This window comes from Chryseobacterium sp. WG23, from assembly GCF_024586575.1.
Taxonomy (GTDB): domain Bacteria; phylum Bacteroidota; class Bacteroidia; order Flavobacteriales; family Weeksellaceae; genus Chryseobacterium.
The window spans coordinates 158,624-182,764 of sequence record NZ_JALCZE010000006.1 but is presented as its reverse complement, the minus strand read 5'-3'; the positions used below and the strand labels follow the sequence as shown (position 1 = coordinate 182,764).

General features: G+C 37.2%; 20 protein-coding genes and 1 riboswitch. Of the genes, 9 read left to right on the top strand and 11 right to left on the bottom strand.

Going from position 1 to position 24,141, the window contains the following annotated elements; translation table 11 throughout:
- The first annotated feature begins 22 nt into the window (after window positions 1–22).
- Both MP477_RS11145 and MP477_RS11140 read left to right on the top strand, forming a co-directional pair.
- Window positions 23–259, top strand: coding sequence for a hypothetical protein (locus tag MP477_RS11145; RefSeq protein WP_230037990.1), 237 nt, complete (start codon window positions 23–25; stop codon window positions 257–259).
- Window positions 260–267: 8 nt separating this feature from the next.
- On the top strand, window positions 268–1,737 hold the full coding sequence (locus tag MP477_RS11140; RefSeq protein WP_257190476.1) for a M20/M25/M40 family metallo-hydrolase: 1,470 nt from the start codon (window positions 268–270) through the stop codon (window positions 1,735–1,737).
- 212 nt (window positions 1,738–1,949) lie between these two features.
- Here MP477_RS11140 and ilvA read toward each other — a convergent pair whose 3' ends face one another.
- The 8 genes from ilvA to MP477_RS11100 form a co-directional block, all read right to left on the bottom strand.
- Entirely contained in the window at window positions 1,950–3,212 is a 1,263-nt protein-coding gene (gene ilvA / locus MP477_RS11135) for a threonine ammonia-lyase (protein WP_257190473.1), read from the bottom strand.
- A gap of 12 nt (window positions 3,213–3,224) precedes the next feature.
- Window positions 3,225–4,271, bottom strand: coding sequence for a ketol-acid reductoisomerase (gene ilvC, locus MP477_RS11130; RefSeq protein ID WP_257190472.1), 1,047 nt, complete (start codon window positions 4,269–4,271; stop codon window positions 3,225–3,227).
- A 46-nt stretch (window positions 4,272–4,317) separates the two neighbouring features.
- Complete coding sequence (locus tag MP477_RS11125; RefSeq protein WP_230037647.1) at window positions 4,318–4,599, bottom strand: ACT domain-containing protein; 282 nt, start codon at window positions 4,597–4,599, stop codon at window positions 4,318–4,320.
- Window positions 4,600–4,608: 9 nt separating this feature from the next.
- Window positions 4,609–6,333 carry a biosynthetic-type acetolactate synthase large subunit gene (gene ilvB / locus MP477_RS11120; RefSeq protein WP_257190471.1) on the bottom strand — a complete coding sequence of 575 codons (1,725 nt, stop codon included), beginning with the start codon at window positions 6,331–6,333 and terminating at the stop codon, window positions 4,609–4,611.
- Window positions 6,334–6,343: 10 nt separating this feature from the next.
- Window positions 6,344–8,023 carry a dihydroxy-acid dehydratase gene (gene ilvD / locus MP477_RS11115; RefSeq protein ID WP_257190470.1) on the bottom strand — a complete coding sequence of 560 codons (1,680 nt, stop codon included), beginning with the start codon at window positions 8,021–8,023 and terminating at the stop codon, window positions 6,344–6,346.
- Between the two features lie 224 nt (window positions 8,024–8,247).
- Window positions 8,248–9,120: a branched-chain-amino-acid transaminase gene (gene ilvE, locus MP477_RS11110; RefSeq protein ID WP_257190469.1), complete on the bottom strand. Its 873-nt coding sequence runs from the start codon at window positions 9,118–9,120 to the stop codon at window positions 8,248–8,250.
- 363 nt (window positions 9,121–9,483) lie between these two features.
- Window positions 9,484–10,350, bottom strand: a complete 867-nt coding sequence (gene folP, locus MP477_RS11105; RefSeq protein WP_373567418.1) for a dihydropteroate synthase — start codon at window positions 10,348–10,350, stop codon at window positions 9,484–9,486.
- Between the two features lie 207 nt (window positions 10,351–10,557).
- Window positions 10,558–12,579: a hypothetical protein gene (locus MP477_RS11100; protein WP_257190468.1), complete on the bottom strand. Its 2,022-nt coding sequence runs from the start codon at window positions 12,577–12,579 to the stop codon at window positions 10,558–10,560.
- Between the two features lie 386 nt (window positions 12,580–12,965).
- Here MP477_RS11100 and MP477_RS11095 point away from each other — a divergent pair, with 386 nt between their 5' ends.
- From MP477_RS11095 to MP477_RS11070, 6 genes are all read left to right on the top strand, one after another.
- The gene (locus MP477_RS11095) at window positions 12,966–13,532 is read left to right on the top strand and encodes a DUF1599 domain-containing protein (protein ID WP_230037658.1); all 567 of its coding nucleotides are present in this window, start codon (window positions 12,966–12,968) and stop codon (window positions 13,530–13,532) included.
- Window position 13,533: 1 nt separating this feature from the next.
- Window positions 13,534–14,643 carry a BT_3928 family protein gene (locus MP477_RS11090; RefSeq protein ID WP_257190467.1) on the top strand — a complete coding sequence of 370 codons (1,110 nt, stop codon included), beginning with the start codon at window positions 13,534–13,536 and terminating at the stop codon, window positions 14,641–14,643.
- Window positions 14,644–14,720: 77 nt separating this feature from the next.
- Window positions 14,721–15,071, top strand: a complete 351-nt coding sequence (locus MP477_RS11085) for a TerB family tellurite resistance protein (protein ID WP_230037662.1) — start codon at window positions 14,721–14,723, stop codon at window positions 15,069–15,071.
- A 52-nt stretch (window positions 15,072–15,123) separates the two neighbouring features.
- The gene (gene tpiA, locus MP477_RS11080; RefSeq protein ID WP_257190466.1) at window positions 15,124–15,882 is read left to right on the top strand and encodes a triose-phosphate isomerase; all 759 of its coding nucleotides are present in this window, start codon (window positions 15,124–15,126) and stop codon (window positions 15,880–15,882) included.
- Window positions 15,883–16,037: 155 nt separating this feature from the next.
- Entirely contained in the window at window positions 16,038–17,195 is a 1,158-nt protein-coding gene (locus tag MP477_RS11075) for an AraC family transcriptional regulator (RefSeq protein ID WP_257190465.1), read from the top strand.
- A gap of 130 nt (window positions 17,196–17,325) precedes the next feature.
- Window positions 17,326–18,141, top strand: a complete 816-nt coding sequence (locus MP477_RS11070) for an aspartyl protease family protein (protein WP_257190464.1) — start codon at window positions 17,326–17,328, stop codon at window positions 18,139–18,141.
- 122 nt (window positions 18,142–18,263) lie between these two features.
- Here the strand turns inward: MP477_RS11070 and MP477_RS11065 are convergent, their stop codons facing one another.
- Window positions 18,264–19,526 (bottom strand): esterase-like activity of phytase family protein, encoded by a 1,263-nt coding sequence (locus MP477_RS11065; protein WP_257190463.1) that lies wholly within the window; start codon window positions 19,524–19,526, stop codon window positions 18,264–18,266.
- 258 nt (window positions 19,527–19,784) lie between these two features.
- A riboswitch (cobalamin riboswitch) is annotated at window positions 19,785–19,976 on the top strand.
- Window positions 19,977–20,077: 101 nt separating this feature from the next.
- Here MP477_RS11065 and MP477_RS11060 point away from each other — a divergent pair.
- On the top strand, window positions 20,078–21,151 hold the full coding sequence (locus tag MP477_RS11060; protein WP_257190462.1) for a T9SS type A sorting domain-containing protein: 1,074 nt from the start codon (window positions 20,078–20,080) through the stop codon (window positions 21,149–21,151).
- Between the two features lie 88 nt (window positions 21,152–21,239).
- Here MP477_RS11060 and clpP read toward each other — a convergent pair whose 3' ends face one another.
- Window positions 21,240–21,926 (bottom strand): ATP-dependent Clp endopeptidase proteolytic subunit ClpP, encoded by a 687-nt coding sequence (clpP, locus tag MP477_RS11055; protein ID WP_034726592.1) that lies wholly within the window; start codon window positions 21,924–21,926, stop codon window positions 21,240–21,242.
- A 112-nt stretch (window positions 21,927–22,038) separates the two neighbouring features.
- Complete coding sequence (gene dnaG / locus MP477_RS11050; protein WP_257190583.1) at window positions 22,039–24,024, bottom strand: DNA primase; 1,986 nt, start codon at window positions 24,022–24,024, stop codon at window positions 22,039–22,041.
- Window positions 24,025–24,141: the final 117 nt, after the last annotated feature.

Genomic DNA, 24,141 nt, shown 5'->3' with positions numbered 1-24,141 from the left:
TACATTATACATTAATAATAGCATGCAGAAAATCGAAATACAAGCAGAACAGTTTTTTGAATTATTAAAATTAAAAGACACTTCCATGTGGGCCATTTTCTCCCAGATGATGGATGGAAATGAAAAGGAAATTATATTTTTAGATCATGATCATAAAATCCTTTTCAACTATATTTTACCTTCCACTCCTGAAAAGCTGGAAGAAGACAGGATAGAATTTTCAAAACAGTTTTCAGAAAAACTGGGCCAATCTAATTAAAAATTCAGATGAATAAATACTCTATTTTTTCCCTGCTGGGTTTATTTTTATTCAGTATCGGGAATGCTCAGAATTATAAGAAGCCATTGGTTTCTGCCCTTAAAGAAACTGATCTTAAAAAGGATATGTATGAGCTTGCTGCAGACCAGTTCTGGGGACGTGAAGCAGGAACTTTAGATGAATTAAAAGTCTCCATGTGGCTTGCTGACAAAGCTAAGGAAGCAGGAATGAAGCCTGCCGGGGATAACGGAACATTTTTCCAGTTCTTTGATATGTACAGGCATCAGGTTATTCCGCAAAGCAGTTTGAAAATTGGAGATAAAAACCTTAGATTATGGAAAGACTTTTTGGTGGCAGAACCTGTAAATGCATCGGTGGATGCTGAAATTGTGTATGCCGGAAATACAGAGCCTGAAAATCTCTCTACCCTGAATATCAAAGGAAAAGTGCTTGCAGTATATGCTTCGGACAAAAACATAGACAAAGAAATGACCCTTTTTGTAAGAAGATATCCTGGGTTTGTACGCACTAAATATTACAATAAAGCTTATGAGCTGGGCGCCAAGGCTATTATTTTCATCACAGATGATATGTCTGAGCAAAGCTGGCCGGAAGTACTTCCTCAAATGACCAGAGGCAGCTACGGAGTGGAAGGCTTAAGAGAAAAAATAAGCCAGAACATTCCTGTGCTATGGATCAAGAGAGAAAATGCAGGCTGGGTAAAAAACAATCCTAACCTCTCATTGAAGCTGATTACGGAAACCTACAAATATCCGTCAGTTAATATCATTGGAAAAATAGACGGGACAGATCCTGTACTTAAAGAGGAATATGTTTTATTGAGCGGACATCAGGATCATGACGGAATCCGGCATCCTGTAAAAAATGATACGATTTATAACGGTGCTGACGACAATGCCAGTACCTGTGTAGCTATGCTGGCCATGGCAAGAGCTTACAAAAAGCAGCCTGGAAAAAGAAGTATTTTATTTGTTTTCCACGGTGCAGAAGAGAGAGGATTATTGGGTTCCAGATGGCATGCCACACATCCTGTAATTCCTAAGGAGAAAATTGTAGCCGTACTGAATGGTGATATGATTGGAAGAAATTCTAATGATGAAGCAGCTTTATTAGGAGGAAATGCACCACACAAAAACTCTGAAGAGCTTGTGAAAATGGCAGAGGAAGCCAATAATGAAAGTACAAAATTCCGCTACCTGAAAGATTGGGACTCCCCGAATCATGCAGAATTTTTCTACTTCAGAAGTGATCATCTTCCTTATGCTAAAATTGGAATTCCTGCGATATTTTTTACCAGTGTACTGCACGACCAGTATCACACTCCGCAGGATGAATCTGAAAACATCAACTATAAAAAGCTTTATAAAATGACTGAATGGATGTACAGAACTTCCTGGAAAGTAGCTAATGAAGCTGAAAGGCCCAAACTAATTTCAAACTTTTCCCTTGAAAGATAAATAACAAAAAGAATTTGTCTCAAAACTAGATGATGTGGGTTGAGGATTCTTCTATATCAAAACCATTTTTCAGACAGGAAAAAAAGAAAAGAGGCCGTTTCACTAGTGGTGAGACGTCCTCTTTTTTTCATCATTGAGTTTTTAGACAGGAATAAAAATAAATAGGAAATTCTTTATTTTATATTCCAGAATGCCTGATTGTATTTTAATAATTAAATAAGAAGATTCATTAAAGACGGATCATTGTTCAGATAATTGACAAAGAAATCGTACTTCTTCATATTATGGAGCAATGGCGTAAAATCTTTTTGCTCTTTCAAAGCAATTCCTACTACAGCTATTCCCTTTTCTTTTGAGTTTTTTTGGGTATATTCAAAAAAGGTAATATCATCATCTGGCCCCAAAACATCGATTACAAAAGTTTTCAATGCGCCCGGACGCTGTGGAAATCTGACCAGAAAATAATGTTTTAAGCCAGCATACAACAAAGCTTTTTCTTTGATCTCTTCCATACGGGTGATATCATTATTGCTTCCGCTGATGATGCAGACTACATTTTTCCCTTTTATGTCGTCTTTATATTTTTCCAGTGCTGCTACTGATAAAGCTCCGGCAGGTTCTACTACAATAGCATCTTTATTATACAGTGATAATATGGTTTCGCACACCTGCCCCTCATCCACTGTAGCCATATCATATAACACATTCTTACAAAGTTCAAAAGTAAGATCACCTACCTGCTGTACTGCAGCACCGTCTACAAAACGGCTTATCTTTTCAAGAAGTACAGGCTTTCCTTTTTCCAGTGCCTTTTTCATACTTGCCGCTGCAGAAGGTTCTACACCAATAATTTTTGTTTGTGGAGAAAGCTCCTGAAATACGGAACAGATCCCTGCAGCCAATCCTCCTCCACCTATCGGAACAAAAAGATAATCTATCGGTTTTGTTGACTGCTTCAGAATCTCAAGTCCCACTGTAGCCTGGCCTTCAATAATCGCCGGATCATCAAAAGGATGAATAAATATTCCGTCATTCTCATTACAGAACCTCATCGCAGCATCTTTTGCTTCGTCGAAAGTATCCCCATACAACATCACATCTACATAACTTCCTCCAAACATTTTTACCTGCTCCAGCTTTTGTCCCGGCGTGGGCAACGGCATAAATATCGTTCCCCTTACTTTCATCGTATGACATGCAAAAGCAACTCCCTGAGCATGATTTCCGGCACTCGCACAAACAAGTCCTCTTCCAAGATCTTCCCGGGACATCGTTGCCATTTTATTGTAGGCTCCCCTGATTTTATAAGATCTTACCCTTTGAAGGTCTTCTCTCTTAAAGCTGATATTGGCGTCATAAATGGCTGACAGATTATTATTGTTTACCAAGGGTGTTTTTACAACCACATTTTTCAGTCTTTCCTCCGCTTTATAGACATTCTCCAAAACGGAGGACCCTATTTCCTCTTTCATCATTTTTTCAGTTGTTTAATTGTTTTCAGGTCTCAGGCTTCGGACCGTCTTTCCTGCTTTCCACATTTCACTTTCCCTTAGTTCAGTCAGCTCTACTTCTAATTTTTCTCTGTAGTCCGGCTTACTGTTGCTGTCGATAGACCGCTGTGCCTCATCTCCTTTAGCTACGCTGTCATACAGTTCTTCAAATAAAGGAGAGGTAGCATCTCTAAAGCGTTTCCACCAGTCTAATGCTCCTCTTTGGGCTGTAGTACTGCAGTTGGCATACATCCAGTCCATTCCGTTTTCTGCAACCAAAGGCATTAATGACTGGGTTAATTCTTCTACAGTTTCGTTAAATGCTTCGGAAGGGCTGTGTCCGTTTTTTCTTAAAACATCATATTGTGCCGCAAATATTCCCTGTACAGCTCCCATTAATGTTCCGCGTTCTCCGGCAAGATCACTGTATACTTCTTTTTTAAAATCGGTTTCAAATAAGTAGCCGCTTCCAATTGCTATTCCAAGGGCAGACACTCTTTCTCTTGCTTTTCCTGTAGCATCCTGATACACCGCAAAACTGCTGTTCAGTCCTCTGTTTTGAAGAAACATTCTTCTCAATGAAGTTCCTGAACCTTTAGGAGCTACTAAGAAAACATCAACATCTTCCGGAGGAACTATTCCTGTACGTTCATTAAAAGTAATTCCGAAACCATGAGAGAAGTACAGTGCTTTTCCTGGGGTAAGATGCTCCTTTACTTTAGGCCAGTATTCTATTTGGGCAGCATCACTCAAAAGGTAACAGATAATACTTCCTTTTTGTAATGCCTCTTCTATTTCAAATAATGTTTCTCCGGGAACAAAACCGTCTGCTACTGCTTTATCCCATGATTTGGAATTTTTTCTTTGCCCTACAATGACATTGATTCCGTTATCTTTCTGATTAAGAGCCTGCCCCGGACCTTGTACTCCGTATCCGATAACCGCTACCACTTCATCTTTTAATACTTCCTGGGCTCTTTCCAACGGAAACTCATTTCTTGTTACTACGTTTTCCTCTACTCCCCCAAAATTCAATTTTGCCATTTTTTTGATATTTATTTGTTATTGATTATGTTGATTTATTGTATGTTTAGCTTGCATATTCTACGACCGACAGATGTGGATTTCTATGATAATGAACTTCCAAAACGTCTACCTGTTTTTCTACCTGCCGGGTAATCTTCTGAACCGATTCTTCTGTTTCTTTGATTACAATGACAAACTTTTTTACCTTATCTATTTCTGAAGGTCCTACATTGAAGGTTACCATAGAAATCCTTCTTCTGGAAAAAATGGCATTGATCCTGCTGATCAGCCCTAAATAATCCTCTGTATACGCGGTAATGGTATATTCTTTATGTTCTGTTTTCATCTCTTTTTATTAAAAATTATTATTCAATACAATCTCTGAAACGCTTTTTCCCTGTGGAATCATTGGAAATACGTTATGTTTCTTTCCTGTCATGACTTCAAGGAGAAAAGCTCCGTCATAGTCTAGCATTTCACGAAGTGCCTCTTTCAGTTCTTCTCTCCGGGACGTCCTTCTTCCGGCAATACCATATCCTTTTGCTACCTGTACAAAATCAGGACTCTGGATATCTACCGATGAATATCTTTCCTGGTGAAATAATTCCTGCCACTGCCTTACCATACCCAGGTAACAGTTATTCAGAATCAGAATTTTGACGTCAGGACGAAACTGCATAATCGTTCCCAGCTCCTGAATATTCATCTGGGCACCTCCATCCCCCATTATAGCAATAACAGGGCGGTTAGTTCCTGCATACGAAGCTCCTACTGCCGCCGGAAGGCAGAACCCCATTGTTCCTAATCCGCCACTTGTGACATTGGTCCGTGAATGCTTGAAATGCGAATACCGGCAGGCGGCCATCTGATGCTGTCCCACATCGGTTACGATTACAGCTTCACCCGCTGTCATTTCGTTGAGACAATGAATAACTTCTCCCATTGTCAGTTCACCTTCTTCAGGATATAATTCATCATTGATCAGGTTATTTTTTTCAGTTTCAAAACAGTCTTTAAATCTCTGATGCCACGCCGGGTGCGCTCTGCTTTTAATTCGCTCTGTGAGAAGAGGCAGGGTTTCTTTACAGTTTCCGAGGATGGGAACCTCAGCTTTTACATTTTTATTGATCTCTGCTTTATCAATATCCAAATGAATCACCTTAGCCTGCTTTACGTACTGATCCAGTCTTCCGGTAACCCGGTCATCAAAGCGCATTCCCACGGCAATCAGCACATCACATTCATTAGAAAGTATATTAGGTCCATAATTTCCATGCATGCCTACCATACCTACCGCCTGAGGATGGTCTGTAGAAATAGCACCCATTCCTAAAACAGTCCAGGCAACGGGAATTCCTGATTTCTCGGCAAACTCTAAAAACTCTTTCTCTGCTTTTCCCAGTAAAATCCCCTGTCCGGCAATGATAAACGGCTTTTTAGCCTCATTAATCAGAGCTGCTGCTTTTTCAATATTTTCAAGGCAGGGATCAGGATCAGGTTTATAGCTTCTTAATGAATAACATGGAGAATATCCTTTATATATGACGTTCTGTAATTGTGCATTTTTAGTTACATCAATCAGAACCGGTCCCGGACGGCCTGATTTTGCAATGTAGAATGCTTTTGCCAGTACTTCGGGAAGTTCATGAGCATCCGTTACCTGATAATTCCATTTGGTAACGGGACTTGTTATATTCATGACATCAATTTCCTGAAAAGCATCTGTTCCCAGAAGGTGCTCAAATACCTGTCCCGTAATACATACGACAGGAGTATTATCCAGTAAGGCATCCGCTAAACCTGTAACAAGATTAGTAGCTCCGGGTCCGCTGGTAGCCAATACTACACCTACTTCTCCTGAAACTCTTGCCAGCCCCTGCGCTGCATGCACTGCTGCCTGCTCATGACGGACCAGGATATGCTCTAGTTTTCCCTGATAATCATAAAGCGCATCATAAATAGGAATAATGGCCCCTCCAGGATATCCGAAAACCGTTTTTATACCTTCCTGAATAAATGCTTCAAGTATAATCCGGCTTCCGCTAAGTTCGGTTTCTATTGATAAATTTAAATTCTCCATGATGTTGTGATTATGATATTTCGTCCGTCACACAGCCTTCGGCAGCTGATGATACAGTTAATGCATATTTATAAAGCAGTCCTTTACTTACTTTAAGGGCTGGTTTTTGCCACCCTTCTTTTCTTTTTTCAATCTCCTGGTCTGAAACTTTGAGCTGTATGGTATTACTTACAGCATCTATTTCAATAAGATCATTATCTTCTACAAAAGCAATCAACCCTCCTTCATGAGCTTCCGGAGTAATATGTCCCACTACAAAACCATGAGTTCCCCCACTGAATCTTCCGTCCGTAATTAAAGCAACACTGCCTCCTAGCCCTGCCCCGATCAAAGCACTGGTAGGTTTCAGCATCTCCGGCATTCCCGGAGCTCCTTTGGGACCTTCATGGCGAATAACAATAACATCACCTTTCTGTACGGTACCATCCTGAATTCCTCTGATCAGATTTTTCTCGCCGTCAAACACCCGGGCTTTTCCTACAAAGCGCTCTCCTTCTTTTCCCGTGATCTTTGCTACACTTCCCTTTTCTGCAAGGTTACCGTACAGTATTCTCAGATGTCCCGTAGCTTTTATAGGTTCAGACAAAGGTTTAATGATCTTCTGCGCAGTAAAATCCAGTGTTGGAACATCTTCCAGGTTTTCAGCTAATGTTTTTCCCGTAACCGTTAAACAGTCACCATGCAATAAGCCCTGTTCAAGTAGATATTTCATGACAGCCGGTATTCCCCCGTGATCATGAAGATCCTGCATCAGGTACTTCCCGCTTGGCTTAAGATCTGCCAGCACGGGTGTACAGTCGCTCATTTTTTGAAAATCATCCTGAGTTACGGATACCCCTACACTTTTTGCCATAGCGATAAAATGCAGAACGGCATTGGTACTTCCCCCAAGAATTACAATAAGGCGGAGTGCATTTTCAAAAGCTTTACGGGTCATGATATCCGAAGGCTTAATGTCTTTTTCCAATAATATTTTCAGGTATTTTCCGGCTTCATGACATTCCTTTTGCTTTTCGGTACTTAAAGCAGGATTGGAAGAAGAGTACGGAAGGCTCATCCCCAGTGCTTCTATGGCAGAGGCCATTGTATTGGCAGTATACATTCCGCCGCATGCTCCTGCTCCGGGGCAAGAGTTTTTGATCACTCCATTAAAATCCTCTTCAGAAATTTCTCCGGCAATCTTTTTACCTAAAGCTTCAAAAGCTGAGACAATATTAAGCTGTTCCCCTTTGTAACATCCGGGAGCAATCGTTCCTCCATATACCATGATTGACGGCCTGTTGAGCCTTCCCATTGCGATAATAGTTCCGGGCATATTCTTATCACATCCCGGCAATGCAATAAGACCATCGTAATACTGGGCTCCACAAATCGCTTCAATACTGTCTGCAATCACATCTCTGCTTACCAGGGAATAGCGCATTCCATCTGTACCGTTGCTCATTCCGTCACTTACTCCAATGGTGTTGAATATCAATCCTGCCAGTCCATGCTCCCATGTTCCTTCCTTTACTACTTTAGCAAGATCGTTGAGGTGCATATTGCAGGTATTTCCATCGTATCCCATACTCGCAATTCCGATCTGGGCTTTCTGCATATCATTTTCTGTAAAGCCTATTCCGTAAAGCATTGCTTTTGCTGCGGGCTGTTCGCTGTTTTGTGTGAATGTTTTTGAATATTTATTTAACATATTATCCTGCATTTGCTATTTTTCTTATTTCTTTACAATTCTATTTTCTGGCATCCTGTTCCTTTCCTCCATCAGAATTCATAGATTATGTTTTTACTTAATTTTGGTCCAAAACTACAGTTTGTAATATCGTTTTCATTTTCAACTGTTCGGAAAACTACAATATTCAACTGTTCGGAAAAAGATATATCTTCCTGATAACCAAGTATTTAAATTATTAAAATTTACAATGACAGAACTCTTACTCTTTTCAAATATGCCTGCTGTACCTTTTCACTCGCCGTATCTATCCAGTTTTTGGTGAAAGGGACATCATCCAATGAATCCAAAGCAGCAATTTCTGCAGCTGTACCGCAGAAAAAACCGGCATCAGCACCACGCATTTCTTCAGGTTTAAAAAATGTTTCCCGTACAGGAATATCGAGTTCATTACAGATCTCCATTACGGTTTGTCTTGTAATCCCCGGAAGAATACTTCCTTTGGCCGGAGTAAATAATATTCCGTCTTTTTCATAGAAAACATTGGCTCCCGAGCTTTCGGCAACATTGCCGTTTTCATCCAATACCAGGGCTTCATCATAGCCTTTATCTTTAGCATCCTGACAAGCCAGGATAGAGTTTACATAATGACCTCCAACTTTAGCTTCTACCTTGAAAGCTTTGGGATTCGGGCGTTGAAATTCTGAAGTCATGATTTTCATTTTATCTGCCAGATAACCATTATTCCACTCCCAGGCTAATAGAGACAGATAAGATTTTTTACCTTTTGAAAGAGACATATTGGGAGAGCAGGTAACCAACGGACGAATGTAAGCGTCTGAAAATCCGTTCCGTTCTAAAAGTTCGTAGGTGAGATCGATAAGCTGTTCTACGGAATAATCAAACGGAATATGCATGAGCTCAGCTGATCTTTTTAATCTTTCGTAGTGCTCTTTTGCTTTAAAAATCCTGGTCCCTTGGTCTGTATTGTAGGATTTAATTCCTTCAAAAACAGAATATCCGTAGTGAAGTGATTGTCCGTAAAGATCCATTCCTGCGTCTTTCGCTTTCATGAATTTTCCGTCAAAATAGATGACGGTGTCGTCGTTATAATACATGCTATAGAGGTTTAAAAATTAACAAATGGGAATAAAAAAAGCCCTCTCACGCTGTGAGAGGGCTCATATATGTACAGTCATACATTTCCTTCTCACAGACGCAAGGGAATAATAATGACGATAATAATTACTGCTAATAACTGATACATACTTTGTACAATAAAAAGTTAAAATAAAAAAAGCCGTTTCAAATGAAACGGCTTGTATATAATATAAATTAAAATCTATTTTAAAATGCCGTTTCCTTACTGTTGTTAATGACAACAGCAATAATAGAAATGACAATAATATTTTTCTGATTCGTAAAATTCATGTTGCAAATGTATAAACTTTTTAATTCCTCACAAGTTTTTTTAACACTTTTTATTTTTTTTGTAAAAATTGCATGAGGGTTTCCTTTGCCTCAGCCACATCATGAACCCTTAGAATCTTGGCCCCCTGTTCCAGTACTTTCATGTGAAGCTTCTGTGTTTCTTCATTGATATCCAATGGGGATTTACCAAGCGGTTTATAGATAAATGATTTCCTGGAAATCCCTATCAATAAAGGAAATTTTTGAAACCCAAGATATTCAACCTCATTAATCATTTTCATCTGATCTTCCACTGTTTTTCCAAAACCAAAACCAGGGTCAAGAATAATATCACTGACCCCTTTTTCCAGGAGCTCATTAACCTTTTCTGAAAAATACCGGTTGACCTCCAGTGTTATGTCTTCAAACCTGTTTTTATGATGCATCGTTTCATAAGACGGATTGACATGCATCAGAATATAAGGAAGCTTTGTCTCCGCAGCGGTATCAAACATTTTTTCATCATACTGACCTCCTGAAATATCATTGATCATATCAATGCCTTCATTAAAACCAAACTTTACCGTTTCTGCATAAAATGTATCAAGGGAAACCAATGCTTCAGGAAATTCTTTTTTAATCTGAGAGATTATATTTCCAATCCTGTTTATTTCCTCTTTACTGCTCAGAAATTCAGCATTCGGGCGTGTTGATTGCGGGCCAACATCTATAATTTCAGCTCCTTCTTTCAACAGTTTTCCGGCATGCTCCAATGCAGATTTTTCACTACTGAACCGTCCTCCATCAGAAAAAGAATCCGGTGTCAGGTTCAGGATTCCCATGATCTTTGGAGTATCCAGCTGTACTAACCGACCGTTACAGTTTATTGAGTAAGTTTGAGCGTTTACAGGTCGAGGTGTTTGTGAATCTGAAAGCATAGCGTAATTGGATGATAAATGGTTTTGTATGCTGCAAAATTAGGGAGTTAATAGGTATTTTCGCTGAATATTTACAAAAAATAGTAGAATAGAAATATATTTTAATTGGCATATAGATAGCCGATACCCATCAACATCATAAAAATGCTGAAAAGGTACCGGTTATAAGAAACTTATATTACATATCAATTATCTCTTTATCAAAGTCTAATCAAAATTAGTTTCAGCATTGTTATATGTACTTACTTTTGCTGTTGCTTCAGGGGTTAGAAGAATGTAGCCCGCAGCCGGAGTATTGGTTTTTATAGACAATATATTGTGGCTGATCATCCCTGAAATCAGTCTGTCACTATTGTTTGAAACCATAATAACAGGTTCCGATTCAGAGGTTTTTAAAATGCAGTTATTGATTGTAAAAAACTGGGCATTGTCGATATAAAGACCCTGGCGGGATTTTACATTGTCTATAAAAATATGATATCCGTTGACACGTGTTCTTCCGATCTCCCCTCCTGAAATATGAATGTTAGATCCTACTACTGTATAGGGCAGGCTTAGTAGTCCATTAATATTTGAATTTTTGATAACAACATCTGAGGAATTACTGTTATAGGAAAAATCAGAAATAATTGTAGAGTTTTCTACAATCATTTGTTTGTAATGGGTGATGGTATTAAAATAATAAAAAGAAGATTCTTTAATTGAAATCTTATTAAATTGAGTTGAAACCGGTGATTGAAATTCAATTTTAGAAGCTGGCGCATTAATTTTTGACAGATTAACCTCACCTGTCCCCCAAAATAACAGATTCCCCCCTTCAATTATTCCTCCATTAAGTACAAATTTACTTTTTAAAGGATACTGATCTTTAGCAAATTCCATAATACCATGAAATACAGGCTGATCCTGAAAAGCACCTCCAATATGAAGATTATTTACAGTAACCGTATTATTGTTATTGTAACTTGCCCTTATCCCTTTTTTCAACAATACTTTACTTGCAGCTGTTTTAATCTTCAGATTATCAATATATAATTCCGTATTAAAAGTTTGAAGAGCAGAACTGTCAAAAGTTAGATCTCTCGTTCCTCTATCGCTGATATCAATATCCAAGTTGCTGATGTAGGCATCACCGGTAGCTTCAAACCACATGGCTCCACTGGGATTATTTGCTTCAAATTTATCAGAATCATTGGATATATAAATGCCATTTCCAAAGAATTTAGTATTTCTGTCAGAACAAACTGCAGAAGCGCCATAGTTTTCAACTTTTATATTATCAATATAGTATTCACCAAAAGACACGATAGCCCCATACCCCCATTGTATCATTCCCATAGAATCTGCCCTGTTTCTTAGAACGAAGCTTACATCTGAGTTTAATTTTTCCAAAATTTCATCTGCTAAATAACCACAGTCTTTCGTTGTTATATTCTTAATAAACGTTTTTCCAGACTGAGTTTTACCATCATCAAACGAGTGATAGACATGAAAAGGCTTCATTGAAATATTTTCAAAATGACTGTCCTCAATATCAACATTTCCATAAGAATAAAAAGTAATAGCCGACATCGCATGAATATTTACAGCTCTTAATTTTTTTATACTGGCTTTTGATTTCCCATCGCCCTGTATGAATAAAAAAACATCAACTAAGCTTGGTATGATGGATGGTACAGAAGCATCTCCTGGCCCTTGAATCCATTTTTCAATATTTCCATTTTCATTTTTGTAAGTACCTCTTCCTCCATCAATAAAAATGTTTTCAAATACCATATTTTTATTGACTGTAATTTCCCAGCCACAATCTGAGTCATAATTATCATTTAGCCGAAAATTAAAGTTGATAAAACTAAAATTGTCAACTTCTTGAGTAATTTTGTTGAGTAAATGATAGGTTAGCCCATTACCATCAATGGTATACCCCATAGATGATATTTTCATCATGTTAGAGATAGCAGGACTATCATCATTAATACCATCGCAGAAAGGATTGAAAATCTTTGCATGTAATACTTTAGTGTTTACCATTACTCTTTTATAGAAAAAAGTCCCTTTTTTTCTATAAATAATCTGGTCTACTTTAGCATCAGTCATTGGTGATCCATCTTCCCAAACTAATGTCTTTTTAAAATTGACATTTTCATTTGAGAAGCTGTCTACAAGGATTACTACATCATCTGTTGGATAACTGCTTCCAGGAGAGAAAAAATCTTCTGTGTAAATCATAATTTTGTTTTTTTGGTTGTTACTGTTATCAATTCTTGTAAGAGATTGTAAGCAAAAGTAGGCGGGCATAGCGACAAATCTCGACGTATTAAAATTGTGTTTTATGAAAATAAGAGATATGGAGATGTAGAGATTTGAGATATGAGACAGTCAACGTATTAACTGTAGATTTTGTATTGATGTAGGAGGGGTAAGATTCAAGAACCAAGAGACAAGAAGCAAGACATCAGATATAAGATTTCAGATGTAAGAGGCAGAATATTTACTGTTAAACCTTATCACCCGCATCCCGGACCCCGAATCTCGTACCGTACCCAACAAACTCTCTTATCAAAAATTCTGCTACCTAAAAGCGAATTCGTATATTTGGAAGATTAAGAAAATTTATGCTAAAAACGTCAGTACAATTCGAGAAAGTTATCAGTCAGTGTCGTGATCTTTTCGGTAAAAAATTACAGGATTATGGTGCCGCATGGAGGGTTTTGAGACCGAGTTCCATTACGGATCAGATTTATATCAAAGTCAACAGAATCCGTACGCTTCAGATGACCGATAAAAAAATGGTGGATGAGAGTGAGGAAGATGAATTTATTGCTATTGTAAATTATTCTATTATAGGCCTTATTCAGCTTGAGAAGGGTCTTTCCAATGATTTTAACGAAAATAAAGAAGAAATTCTTGGTCTGTACGACAAATATGCCAATGAAGCCAAGGCATTAATGGAAAGAAAGAATCATGATTATGGTGAGGCATGGAGAGATATGAGGATCTCTTCGATTACAGATTTAATTTATCAAAAAGTACTGAGAACTAAGCAGATTGAGGATAATCAGGGAAAAACCATCGTTTCTGAAGGGTTGGATGCCAATTATTTTGATATGCTGAACTATGCCGTCTTCTGTCTGATCAAGTTCTCTGAACAAGAAAAACAATTCGAACCCAAAACTATTTAATATGATCAAAGGTTTATTACGTTTTATTATTGCAGTCATTTTTATCCTTTCCGGCTTTGTAAAAGCTGTGGATCTGGTAGGTTTTTCTTTCAAAATGGAAGAATATTTCTCACCTGTTGTTTTCAATATGCCATTTTTTGAAAAATTTGCACTGCTGTTTTCAATCATCGTTGTTGTACTGGAGCTTTTCCTTGGGTTTATGCTTCTGCTTAAATTAAAGCTTAAATTAACCTTATCTTTACTGATAGCACTTTGTGTATTCTTTGGATTCCTCACCTTTTATTCCGCCTATTTCAATGTAGTAACGGATTGTGGATGCTTTGGAGATGCCATTAAGTTTACACCATGGCAGAGCTTCTTTAAGGATGTTACCCTTTTGGTAGGACTGATTATCTTATTTGTCCTGTACAGAAAAGAATTCCGTAAAAAAGATGAGTATAGCAGTACTCCACAGAAGAATTCGGGAAAATTCAGATACATTATTCTGGGCGTTTTTTCTTTGGTTATGATTTACATTATGGCACAGGGGATTATGCATGAGCCGATCATTGATTTCCGTGATTATAAGGTGGGAACCGATCTGAAAGCCGAAAAAGAAAAAATCAACAAAAACCCATCTGAATATAAGACTTTTTATTCTCTGAAAAACCAGAAAACCGGTGAGGTCTTAAAGGTAAATCAGGATGATTATATTAAAGAAACTAAATACTGGGCAGAAGGTTCTCCATGGAAAATAGAGGAAGGAAAAAATGAATCTGTTCTGGTAAAAGAAGGCTATAAATCTGAAATCGTTAAATTTAAAATTGAAGATCCTACTGGCATGGAGCTTACTGAGGAGATCATTAAAGCACCAAAGGCTATTTTAGTATTTTCTTACCATCCAAAAGAGGTTTCTGCAGGTCTTCTTCAGAAAGTGGAAGCTAAAGTAAATGCTGAAAAAGGAGTTCTTATCTATGGCGTTTCAACGGATCAGAATGCCTTTAAAACTATTAAAAATGCAATGATGGATGGAACGGCTATCAAAACAATTGCAAGAAGCAACCCGTTTGTACTGATCCTGAAAAACGGAAAAATAGTAAACAAAATCCCAGCAAAAGATTATATACAATAAAATATAAATGATAAGCGATACATGACAACTGATCATTATCAACGATCACCTTTAAACACTAAAATATTCAACAACACATGCAAAAATCAAATAAATCTATCGCCGGATATCACTTATTAATGATCCTTTCTTCTGTAGACGGAGAGTTTGCTCCTGAGGAAGGAATGCTTGTACAGCAATATCTGGCCGATGAATTTCCATTCAGAATGAACCTGGACAATGAGCTTGATACTCTTGCTCTTTTGCAGCCTGAGGAATGGAAAGATCACTTTGAATTCCATGGAAGATGCTTCCTTGATGATTCTACCGAAGAGGAGCGACTAAAGTTTGTTCAGTTTGCAAAATCATTGATCAAAGCAGACAATAAGGTAACAGAAGAAGAGCATACCTTCTATGTCCTTCTGAAAAATTTATGGGGATTGTCTTAAAATATCTTCAGAAAGTAAATAAATAATCTAAAAAGTAAAATAAATAAATCTTATGAGAAGAAAAATAGTTGCAGGAAACTGGAAAATGAACAAAAATGTAATTGATGCACAACAATTAATGATTCAGTTACTAAGCTATAAAAACAACAATACAACAAACTGTGAGGTTTGGATTGCTCCACCGGCTTTATACTTGATGATGGCAAAAGACGTCTTTGAGAAAGATGAGATCGGGGTATTCTCTCAGGATGTGAGCGAGCATGAAAGTGGTGCCTATACGGGTGAGATTTCTGTAGATATGCTGGAATCCATTGATGCAACGGGATCACTGATCGGCCACTCTGAAAGAAGACAGTATCACGGAGAAACAGATTCTCACTGTAACAGAAAGATCAAATTAGCGCTTGACAAAGGTCTTATTCCTGTATACTGCAACGGAGAAACTCTTGAGCAAAGAAAAGCAGGGCAACATTTTGAGGTCGTAAAAAATCAGACTGAAGTAGCTCTTTTCACTCTTTCAGCTGAAGAAATCAAGAAAGTGGTGATTGCTTATGAACCGGTTTGGGCTATTGGAACAGGAGAAACGGCAAGTCCGGAACAGGCTCAGGAAATCCATGCACACATCAGAAGTATTATTGCCGCAAAATACGGACAGGAAGTTGCAGATGAGATTTCTATCCTTTATGGAGGTTCTGTAAAGCCTGACAATGCTAAAGAGATTTTCTCTCAACCTGATATCGACGGTGGTCTGATTGGTGGTGCCGCTTTAAAACTGGAGGATTTCTCTAAAATTATTGAAGCTTTTAATTAAAATATTTATGCTGTAAAAAGGGATGTCGAAGATGTCCTTTTTTACAGCATCTCATTCGTTTTGATTTTTCAGAAAAGCGGATCCGTTCAAAAAATAGAAAATAAACAAATCCCAGGATTTTTATTTTTTCAAATAGGTCACTTAAAATTAAATAAATGGATTTTTTAAAAACGATCGCCATCATATCTGTTTTTATATTGTTCCTTCTTATTTTGTTTTTATTGACTTTAAAGTCCAATAAAAAGTTTCCGAATCAACTTTTTGCAGGATATCTTTTTCTAACTGCTCTTGACGTAAGCGGAGTCTTCATTGCTGAGCCTGTCATTAGCCTTCTTCCCAACCTGGAGATCTTTAGATGGACTCTCATTTTATTGAATATACCGCTATTCTATTTATATGTCTTATCACTTTGCTATGAAGATTTTCAATTAAAAAGAAAACATCTTTTTCATCTTATACCTTTTGTCATTATCAATCTCATATTGGCTTCAGGAATCTATTGGGCAGATGGTATTGAAAAAAAATATTTTTTCAAACATCATCATAAGACCTTTGAAATGATTACTTTTCAATATTTGATAGAAATCCAGTATTTAATATATACCATTGCTATTTTTATGGTGTTGAAAAGAACCCAAAGTATCTATTTTGAAAACCAGTCTTATTCTTCCAATTTAGTCTTTAAATGGCTGTTCCAACTAACTGTACTTTTTATGGTTGTTCATTATTTTGCAACCCTTAAAAATATGCTGAGATATACTGATGAGCATCAGCTACTGACTGTCATTAACGGATTTCTGGAAATCATGGCATTACTTGTCACCAGCTGGTTTGTCTTAAAAGCATTAAAATATCCTGAATTTTTCAGGGGAGTTGATCCTCAGTTACAATTAATAAATGATTTTAAAAATGAAACTGAGCCCAAAACCAGATCAGAGGCCAAACAAAATATAGATAACAGCAACATTAATTTGCAAATCGAATTACTGAATATATACATGGCTGAAAAAAAGCCATACTTAGATCCTGCTCTTACTGTGCAAAGCCTCGCAGCACAAATGAATATGCCCACCCGGGAATTATCAATTTTAATTAATTCAAATATGAAACAGCATTTTTTTGATTTTGTAAATACCTATCGTATCGAAAATGCAATGGAATTATTAAAAAAACATTCTAAAAAAGATTCTACGGTCTTAGAAATTTTATATCAGGTTGGCTTTAATTCAAAATCATCATTTAATACTGCTTTTAAAAAGCACACTACTTTAACGCCCACAGAATATAGAAATACGTATTATAAGAAGAATTAGTCAAACACTTTATTTCTTTTTTATTTGGTTCGACTTTTTAAAATCGGTCGCTTTTCATAACATAATAATTCAAATTTGTCTGCTATAAAACAGAGACTATTTTTGTCTCACAGACTAAACAAAAAAGATTATGAAAACAAAGAAAATATTTTTCAGCATACTATTTTTAGGAGCAAATATCTGGGGATTCGGACAGGACACCATAAGGCTAAAACCCTATATTGAAAACATGAAAACTGTAGAGGTGTCTATTGAAGGAAAAAAATATAATTTCCTGTTTGATACCGGTGGAGCAGAAACTATTATTTCGCCAGAAATCGCAAGGCATCTTAATAAGAAAATATATGGAAGTTCAACAGGATTTAGAATGAGTGGAGAAATTATTAAATCTCAAAAATCAGATGGTATTTCCATTACTATAGGTTCTACAAAAATAGACCATCCAACAGTCGGTGTTTTTGATATCATGGCCATTTTACCAAAAGAATTCCCTAAAATAGACGGTGTTATCTCATTAAAATCATTTGCTGCCCACATCCTGACTCTCAACCTTGCCAACAATGCTATTATTATAGAGAATCATTCTTCATCACAAAAAGCAATACAAGGAAAAAGTATTATTCCCAGCAGATTTGCCAATGGGCTGGAAGCTACTGAACTCAATATTTTTTTGAATATTCCAAGGGACAATCAATCATACTGGTTTCTTTTTGATTCCGGAAACAGTGGTCCCTTGCTTTTATCTACAGAAACAGCCAAAAGCTGGAAGCTGCCGAAGGATAAAGATGATATGAATGTTGAAAATCAGTTTATTATTGGCAAAAAAACATTCAGTTCAAGATCATTTACAAGAGATATTATTTATGATGGTGTACTCAATTTTGAAACCCTTTGTAAATATATTTTCACAATTGACTTTAAAAACAGTAAAGTTTGGGTAAAGTAAACAGAAAGATAATATCTTTTTCACTTAAAAAGCCAGTAATTTTCATATTGATGAATTCTTCATACAGAGATCATGAAAACGGCGGAATCTTCGATTCCGCCGTTTTCTTTAAAAAAATCTAATTATTGAATATCGACTACATACATCGTTCCTTTGTCTACTTTTCCTGTTTTAGGAAGAATTTTGGCTTTAGGATTTCCGTTTCCATCATCTACCACTCCAAAATCATCATCATTAAAAACGGCCAGTTTATTATTTCCCAAATAAACAATTCCTTCAAACTTATCATGCTCATAGCCCAGTTTTGCTACGAGATCCACCGCCAGTTTTTTAGAAACAGGTTTTATTCCGGCATTTGCAATCTCATCCCAGGTACTCTGTTCCAATGCTTTATTATTAATTTTCATTCCGTCTACAGCCGCCAGATCCGTTCCATTAACGTCTGTAGCTCCGGATATATTGATTCTGTATACTTTTTTTATTCCTCCCTGTGTTCCGAAATTTCCGTCTCTTTCAATCACCAGGAATTCATTATTACTTAATGCTGTAATATCACAAACCGAATCAGAAGCTCCGCCATCCTGTTTGTATACATACTGTTTCGTCTGTCCTGTAATAATATCGAATGTTACAATCCTTGTTAATGTAGTATTGGTTGCCAATGCTTTAGTGGGAACCAGCATCATCGACTGTATTGTTCCTACCAGTGTTCTTCCATCCGGAGTGATACAAAGTCCTTCCATACCTCTGTTGGCCCTTCTTTTGGCTAAAACTGCAGGAAGTTTTCTTGTTCCTGTATTCACTCCAATTGGGCTTATCCTTTCCATTTCTACCCCTTCTGCACTATAATGAACGATATGCGGACCATATTCATCAGAAACCCAGAATGTTCCATCCGGAGCTGCCACAATACTTTCACTGTCCAGACCATATGTATCTGTTCCTAACATATTTCCTGAAGCATCATAGGCTACTTCACCGGTACTTCCCATTCCTATAGGATTTGGAAGTCCTGTGATAGGCTGGCCTGAAGGGTTTTTAAGTTTAATATATTGAATGACCTCGATATTACCTTCTGCATTGATTTTAAAATGCATAATCGTTGGGGTAAAATTAGGGACAAGAAATTTTTTACCGCTTAAGTAATCTGTATTCGGACCACGGTCTGTAATGACATAAAATTCTCCTTTTCTTGTAGGATGTGCCGCTGCTCCGGATCCAAATCCTCCGTTGATCACATCTACTCCATTGATAGTAGCCAATTTTGAAAAAGCAAATTCCTGCGGAAGCTTAGAATAATTAATCTCCTGGTTACTGGTGATGTCATCATCTTTACAGGATGCCAGCGCCATTAACACAAATGCGGATAGTAGCAGTCTTTTCATATTCTCTTTTATGGCTGCGAAAATATAAATTGATTGTAAACTGATCTTGAATATAATGATAATTGTATTTTAACAATGGAGCCATGAAAATGAATTTAATATAAACAGTAAAACTTTTGGTTTAAATCCGAAAACCTAACAACATCTTCAATTTGATTATCAATTCAAAAAAACATAGCATTAAAAACCATTCAGCTTCAGGGAAAATATAAAAACTAAAAGATAATTCACAAAACAGGACTCAAAAATTTATATGATATATTTGCGGCGTTTTAAGGTTGAACACTGTTCATTAATAGGGAATCAAGTGAGAATAAAATTTAATTCTTGAGCTGTACCCGCAACTGTAAGCTGTTTTACTTATAGCAAAATACAACCACTGGATACTGATCCGGGAAGGTGTGCTATAGGATGCAAGCCAGGAGACCTGCCTTATCCATTGTCACTTCAGGATCGTGATTATTGTCACTTTTCTTAAGTAAGTTTCGGGAATAAAACTTTAATTTAATTATATCATGAGAAAAATCTATTTTTTTTTCTTACTGCTTTTTATGCAGTTTTTGTCTGCCCAATTTACAGAGAACGACATTAAGTTTTGGGTAGGAACAGGTTCAAAGAAAGCCTATTTCATTGCAGATTTTAACGATAATAATTCTCTTGCTTCTTATGCATGGGGGTACCGTTTTGATGCGGATGGTTTACTGATGGAAGACATGATCAACGCTATTGTAGCTGCAGAACCTCAAATGGAGATTGATATTCCTTCAGGTTTTCTTCAAAGCTTTCATTATAATCATCATACGCCGGATATTGATGACAGCTGGATCCCATGGTCCGGAGCCAGCGCAGGAAATATGACATGGAACAACGGCCCGGGTTATACACCTCTGACTGATGGAAAATGGTACGGAATTACTTATGGAATTGATGATGCTGACACTCCGCCTTCTACACCTGTTGCGGCATACAGCTCACAATGGTATGTTCCCTCTCAGATTACCAACTGGATAGGAACAGGAAGTAATAAAAGCCTGGTAGTGGTTGATTTTGGAACCAATCAGTCAAACGGAAATGCAGATTCTTTTGTGTTTGGAATTAAATATAACGGAAGCATCACAGCCGAGCAGGCCTTACAGCTGATCCGGTCTCAAGCCTCTTATTTTAATTTCACCTCATCAAACAGCCAGATTTCTGCTCTTTCATTGAATAATTTTACAGGAAACGCCACAGTGGCAGACAGCTGGAAATTATATAAAGGAAAAGACCTCTCAAGCTGGCAAAAGAAGTCTGACCTTTCCCAGATTCAGTTAGCCAACAATGACTGGATGGGTATAAGTTTCGGACAGAGAAGACCATTTACCCCTACGGAAGCAGCCGATTCTATGCTGGGAGTTTCTTCTGTCACAAAGAAAAAATTCAGTATTCATCCTAATCCTGCAAATGATTTTATCCAGATCGAATCCATTGAAAAATATAAAGAAATAAATATCTACTCTTCTTTAGGCCAAAAAGTAATCACTTCCCAAGCCACAAAAATTGATATTCATTCTTTGAATTCAGGTGTTTATTTTGTTGAGATAAAGACAGCAGATACTTCAACCATCCATAAGATCATCAAGAAGTAGAACATCCTATGTGAAATGCTTTTTTCATACAATGATAAAACAAAAAAACGCACCGTATTGGTGCGTTTTTTCCGATTTCCAGCATCGATTATTTTTTCTCTGTTGATCTCTGTAAAACCTCATCTACCATTCCGTAGCCTTTAGCTTCTTCAGAAGTCATCCAGTAGTCTCTGTCAGAAGATTTTTCAACCCACTCATAAGTTTGTCCTGAGTGATGTCCGATGATCTCATAAAGCTCCTGCTTTAATTTCAACATCTCTCTTAAGTTGATTTCCATATCAGAAGCAACCCCTTGTGCACCTCCTGAAGGCTGGTGAATCATTACTCTTGAATGTTTAAGAGCAGAACGTTTTCCTTTTTCTCCTGCCACTAATAATACAGCTCCCATTGAAGCAGCCATACCTGTACAGATTGTTGCTACATCCGGTTTAATGATCTGCATAGTGTCATAAATTCCTAATCCGGCATAAACACTACCTCCCGGAGAGTTGATGTAGATCTGAATATCTTTTGACGGATCAGCACTTTCTAAGAATAAAAGCTGAGCCGTAACAATATTAGCTACCTGATCGTCAATTCCTGTTCCCAGGAAAATAATCCTGTCCATCATCAAACGGGAGAAAACGTCCATCTGAGCAACGTTTAATCTTCTTTCTTCCATGATGTACGGTGTAAGATTCGTTGGGCCATACATTCCCATATACTGATCGGTAACCAAACCGTTGTTTCCTAAATGTTTTACAGAGAAATCTCTGAAGTCCTTTTTAATGTCCATATTTATATTATGTATTATTTTAACAAATATTCTCGAAGTTTAAATTACAATATTTATTCCTAAAATTTTATGAGACTTTTTGTCACAGAACAGGAATATATCTGTCCATAAACTATCTGTTTCTGCCGCCATAGATCCCTTTAATCGGTGAATACTCAATAATAGCGCTCAACCGTATGGAAGCCTGTTTCAACAGGGTAATTTTTTTGATCAGATCATAGTATTTGGTCTCATCATTATTACTGTAGCGGTCTAATTCTTTTGCCGTTTCTTTTATCAGATAATCAATATATCTGTATTTATGCAACAATACATCACCTCTTACCTGATCTGCCACTTTATCACCATAATTGGGAGGATAAATATTCCTTGATGCCCAGTTTTCCAGATCATCGAGAGGAATCAACGCGTCAACAACCTTTGTGGTAATGTCTTCGTCCATAAAAGATACAAAAAAGTTTCCACTTCTGAGCTCTTCCTTTTGAATTCCTTCTTTTACCTGATTAATGATAATTTCGTTTTCTTTTACTAAAAATGTATATTGTTCTTCTTCAAAATGATGAAGGATTTCTTCAATGACAGTGATCTGATATTCTTCATTATTATCAGTAGTTCTTTTCAGAACAATATCTCCAAACATCAGCATATGGTCCACCAGTTTGTTCTCCATAAACAGAACATCATACAGAAAGGGATCTTCTTTCTCCTTATCCAAAGGGACGATCTCCATCTTTGGAACAGCCGTTTCTTTCTGCTGTTGCTGAACATGGTGGGTCTGATTCTGTGTAATCTGTTTCTGAACATCAAGCTCATTGAAAAGACTCTGCTCCGAAAGACCAAATTTATTGGATACTTCTTTAAGGTATACTTCCCTTTTCAGTGCATTCTGAACGAAGGAAACCGACTTTACAATATTCCGTATAGCCTCCGCTTTTTTGATAGGATCGGTACCGGCATCTTTTAACAGGATCTCAGCCTTAAAATCGATAAAATCCATCGCTTCATTTTCGATGTATTTTTCAACGTAGTCCTGTGGATGTTTTCGGGCAAAAGAATCGGGATCATCTCCATCCGGGAAAAGCAACACACGGATATTCATTCCTTCGGTCAAAAGCATATCAATACTTCGGAAACTGGCTTTAATTCCTGCGTTATCACCATCAAAAAGAATGGTTACATTTTCCGTAAGTCTTTTGATCAGTTTGATCTGTTCTGTAGTTAGGGAAGTTCCGGAACTTGCCACTACGTTTTCAATCCCGGACATATGAAGTGAAATCACATCCATATACCCTTCCACCAAAAGACAGGTATTCTTTCTCGAAATGGCCTGTTTGCTCTGGTTTAATCCATAAAGGACATTAGATTTATGGTAGATCTCTGTTTCCGGGGAATTGAGATATTTGGCTGTTTTGACATTATTTTTAAGGATTCTGGCTCCAAAACCTAAAACCCTTCCTGAAAAACTGTGAATCGGAAAAATAACCCTTTCCCGAAATCGGTCTATTCCTGCGGGAGCATTTTCAGGGAAAATGGAAAGCCCCGATTTCTCCAGAATTTCTTTAGAATACCCTTTCTCCTCTGCATACGCTGTAAAAGCATTTTTCTTTTCAGGAGAATATCCCAGCTGGAATTTCTTGATGATATCATCTTTAAGCTCACGCTCTTTAAAATAAGCCAGTCCGATACTTCTTCCATCTTCAGCATCCCAAAGAATTTCCTGAAAATAATTATTGGCAACTTCGTGGATTTTATACAGAAGATCTTTCTCTGTCTGGGCATTCTTGGCTTCTTCGGAAATTTCACGGAGATCTTCTTCAATTTCAATTCCGTACTTCTTGGCTGCATGGCGAAGTGCTTCAGGATAGGTAAAATTTTCAATTTCCATCAGGAAAGAGATAGCTGTTCCTCCTTTACCTGTTGAGAAGTCCTTCCAGATCTGTTTACTTGGTGAAACTACAAAACTTGGAGATTTTTCCTCATGGAATGGGCTGAGCCCTTTAAAGTTAGACCCCGCTCTTTTCAACTGCACATATTCACCCACAATCTCTTCTACCCTGATTGTGGAGAATATTTTATCTATCGTCTGCTTAGAAATCATGATGTAAAAATATGATATTTCTTTTCCTCCAACAAAAAAAGAAAGCCCTGCAAAAGTTTTCCGAGGCATAATTTCTTATCATAAAACCTTCTAAACCCCTGCTGCACATACTTCAAT

Bases quoted from the DNA above. Each gene is read 5' to 3' on its own strand.
- MP477_RS11145 (WP_230037990.1), top strand. From the start codon at position 23: ATGCAGAAAATCGAAATACAAGCAGAACAGTTTTTTGAATTATTAAAA.
- ilvA (WP_257190473.1), bottom strand. From the start codon at position 3,212: ATGATGAAAGAGGAAATAGGGTCCTCCGTTTTGGAGAATGTCTATAAA.
- dnaG (WP_257190583.1), bottom strand. From the start codon at position 24,024: ATGATTTCTAAGCAGACGATAGATAAAATATTCTCCACAATCAGGGTA.
- MP477_RS11100 (WP_257190468.1), bottom strand. From the start codon at position 12,579: ATGATTTACACAGAAGATTTTTTCTCTCCTGGAAGCAGTTATCCAACA.
- tpiA (WP_257190466.1), top strand. From the start codon at position 15,124: ATGAGAAGAAAAATAGTTGCAGGAAACTGGAAAATGAACAAAAATGTA.
- MP477_RS11125 (WP_230037647.1), bottom strand. From the start codon at position 4,599: ATGAAAACAGAACATAAAGAATATACCATTACCGCGTATACAGAGGAT.
- folP (WP_373567418.1), bottom strand. From the start codon at position 10,350: ATGCTTTCAGATTCACAAACACCTCGACCTGTAAACGCTCAAACTTAC.
- ilvC (WP_257190472.1), bottom strand. From the start codon at position 4,271: ATGGCAAAATTGAATTTTGGGGGAGTAGAGGAAAACGTAGTAACAAGA.
- MP477_RS11140 (WP_257190476.1), top strand. From the start codon at position 268: ATGAATAAATACTCTATTTTTTCCCTGCTGGGTTTATTTTTATTCAGT.
- ilvD (WP_257190470.1), bottom strand. From the start codon at position 8,023: ATGTTAAATAAATATTCAAAAACATTCACACAAAACAGCGAACAGCCC.
- MP477_RS11075 (WP_257190465.1), top strand. From the start codon at position 16,038: ATGGATTTTTTAAAAACGATCGCCATCATATCTGTTTTTATATTGTTC.
- MP477_RS11095 (WP_230037658.1), top strand. From the start codon at position 12,966: ATGCTAAAAACGTCAGTACAATTCGAGAAAGTTATCAGTCAGTGTCGT.
- ilvE (WP_257190469.1), bottom strand. From the start codon at position 9,120: ATGTATTATAACGACGACACCGTCATCTATTTTGACGGAAAATTCATG.
- MP477_RS11090 (WP_257190467.1), top strand. From the start codon at position 13,534: ATGATCAAAGGTTTATTACGTTTTATTATTGCAGTCATTTTTATCCTT.
- MP477_RS11070 (WP_257190464.1), top strand. From the start codon at position 17,326: ATGAAAACAAAGAAAATATTTTTCAGCATACTATTTTTAGGAGCAAAT.
- clpP (WP_034726592.1), bottom strand. From the start codon at position 21,926: ATGGACATTAAAAAGGACTTCAGAGATTTCTCTGTAAAACATTTAGGA.
- MP477_RS11060 (WP_257190462.1), top strand. From the start codon at position 20,078: ATGCAGTTTTTGTCTGCCCAATTTACAGAGAACGACATTAAGTTTTGG.
- ilvB (WP_257190471.1), bottom strand. From the start codon at position 6,333: ATGGAGAATTTAAATTTATCAATAGAAACCGAACTTAGCGGAAGCCGG.
- MP477_RS11065 (WP_257190463.1), bottom strand. From the start codon at position 19,526: ATGAAAAGACTGCTACTATCCGCATTTGTGTTAATGGCGCTGGCATCC.
- MP477_RS11085 (WP_230037662.1), top strand. From the start codon at position 14,721: ATGCAAAAATCAAATAAATCTATCGCCGGATATCACTTATTAATGATC.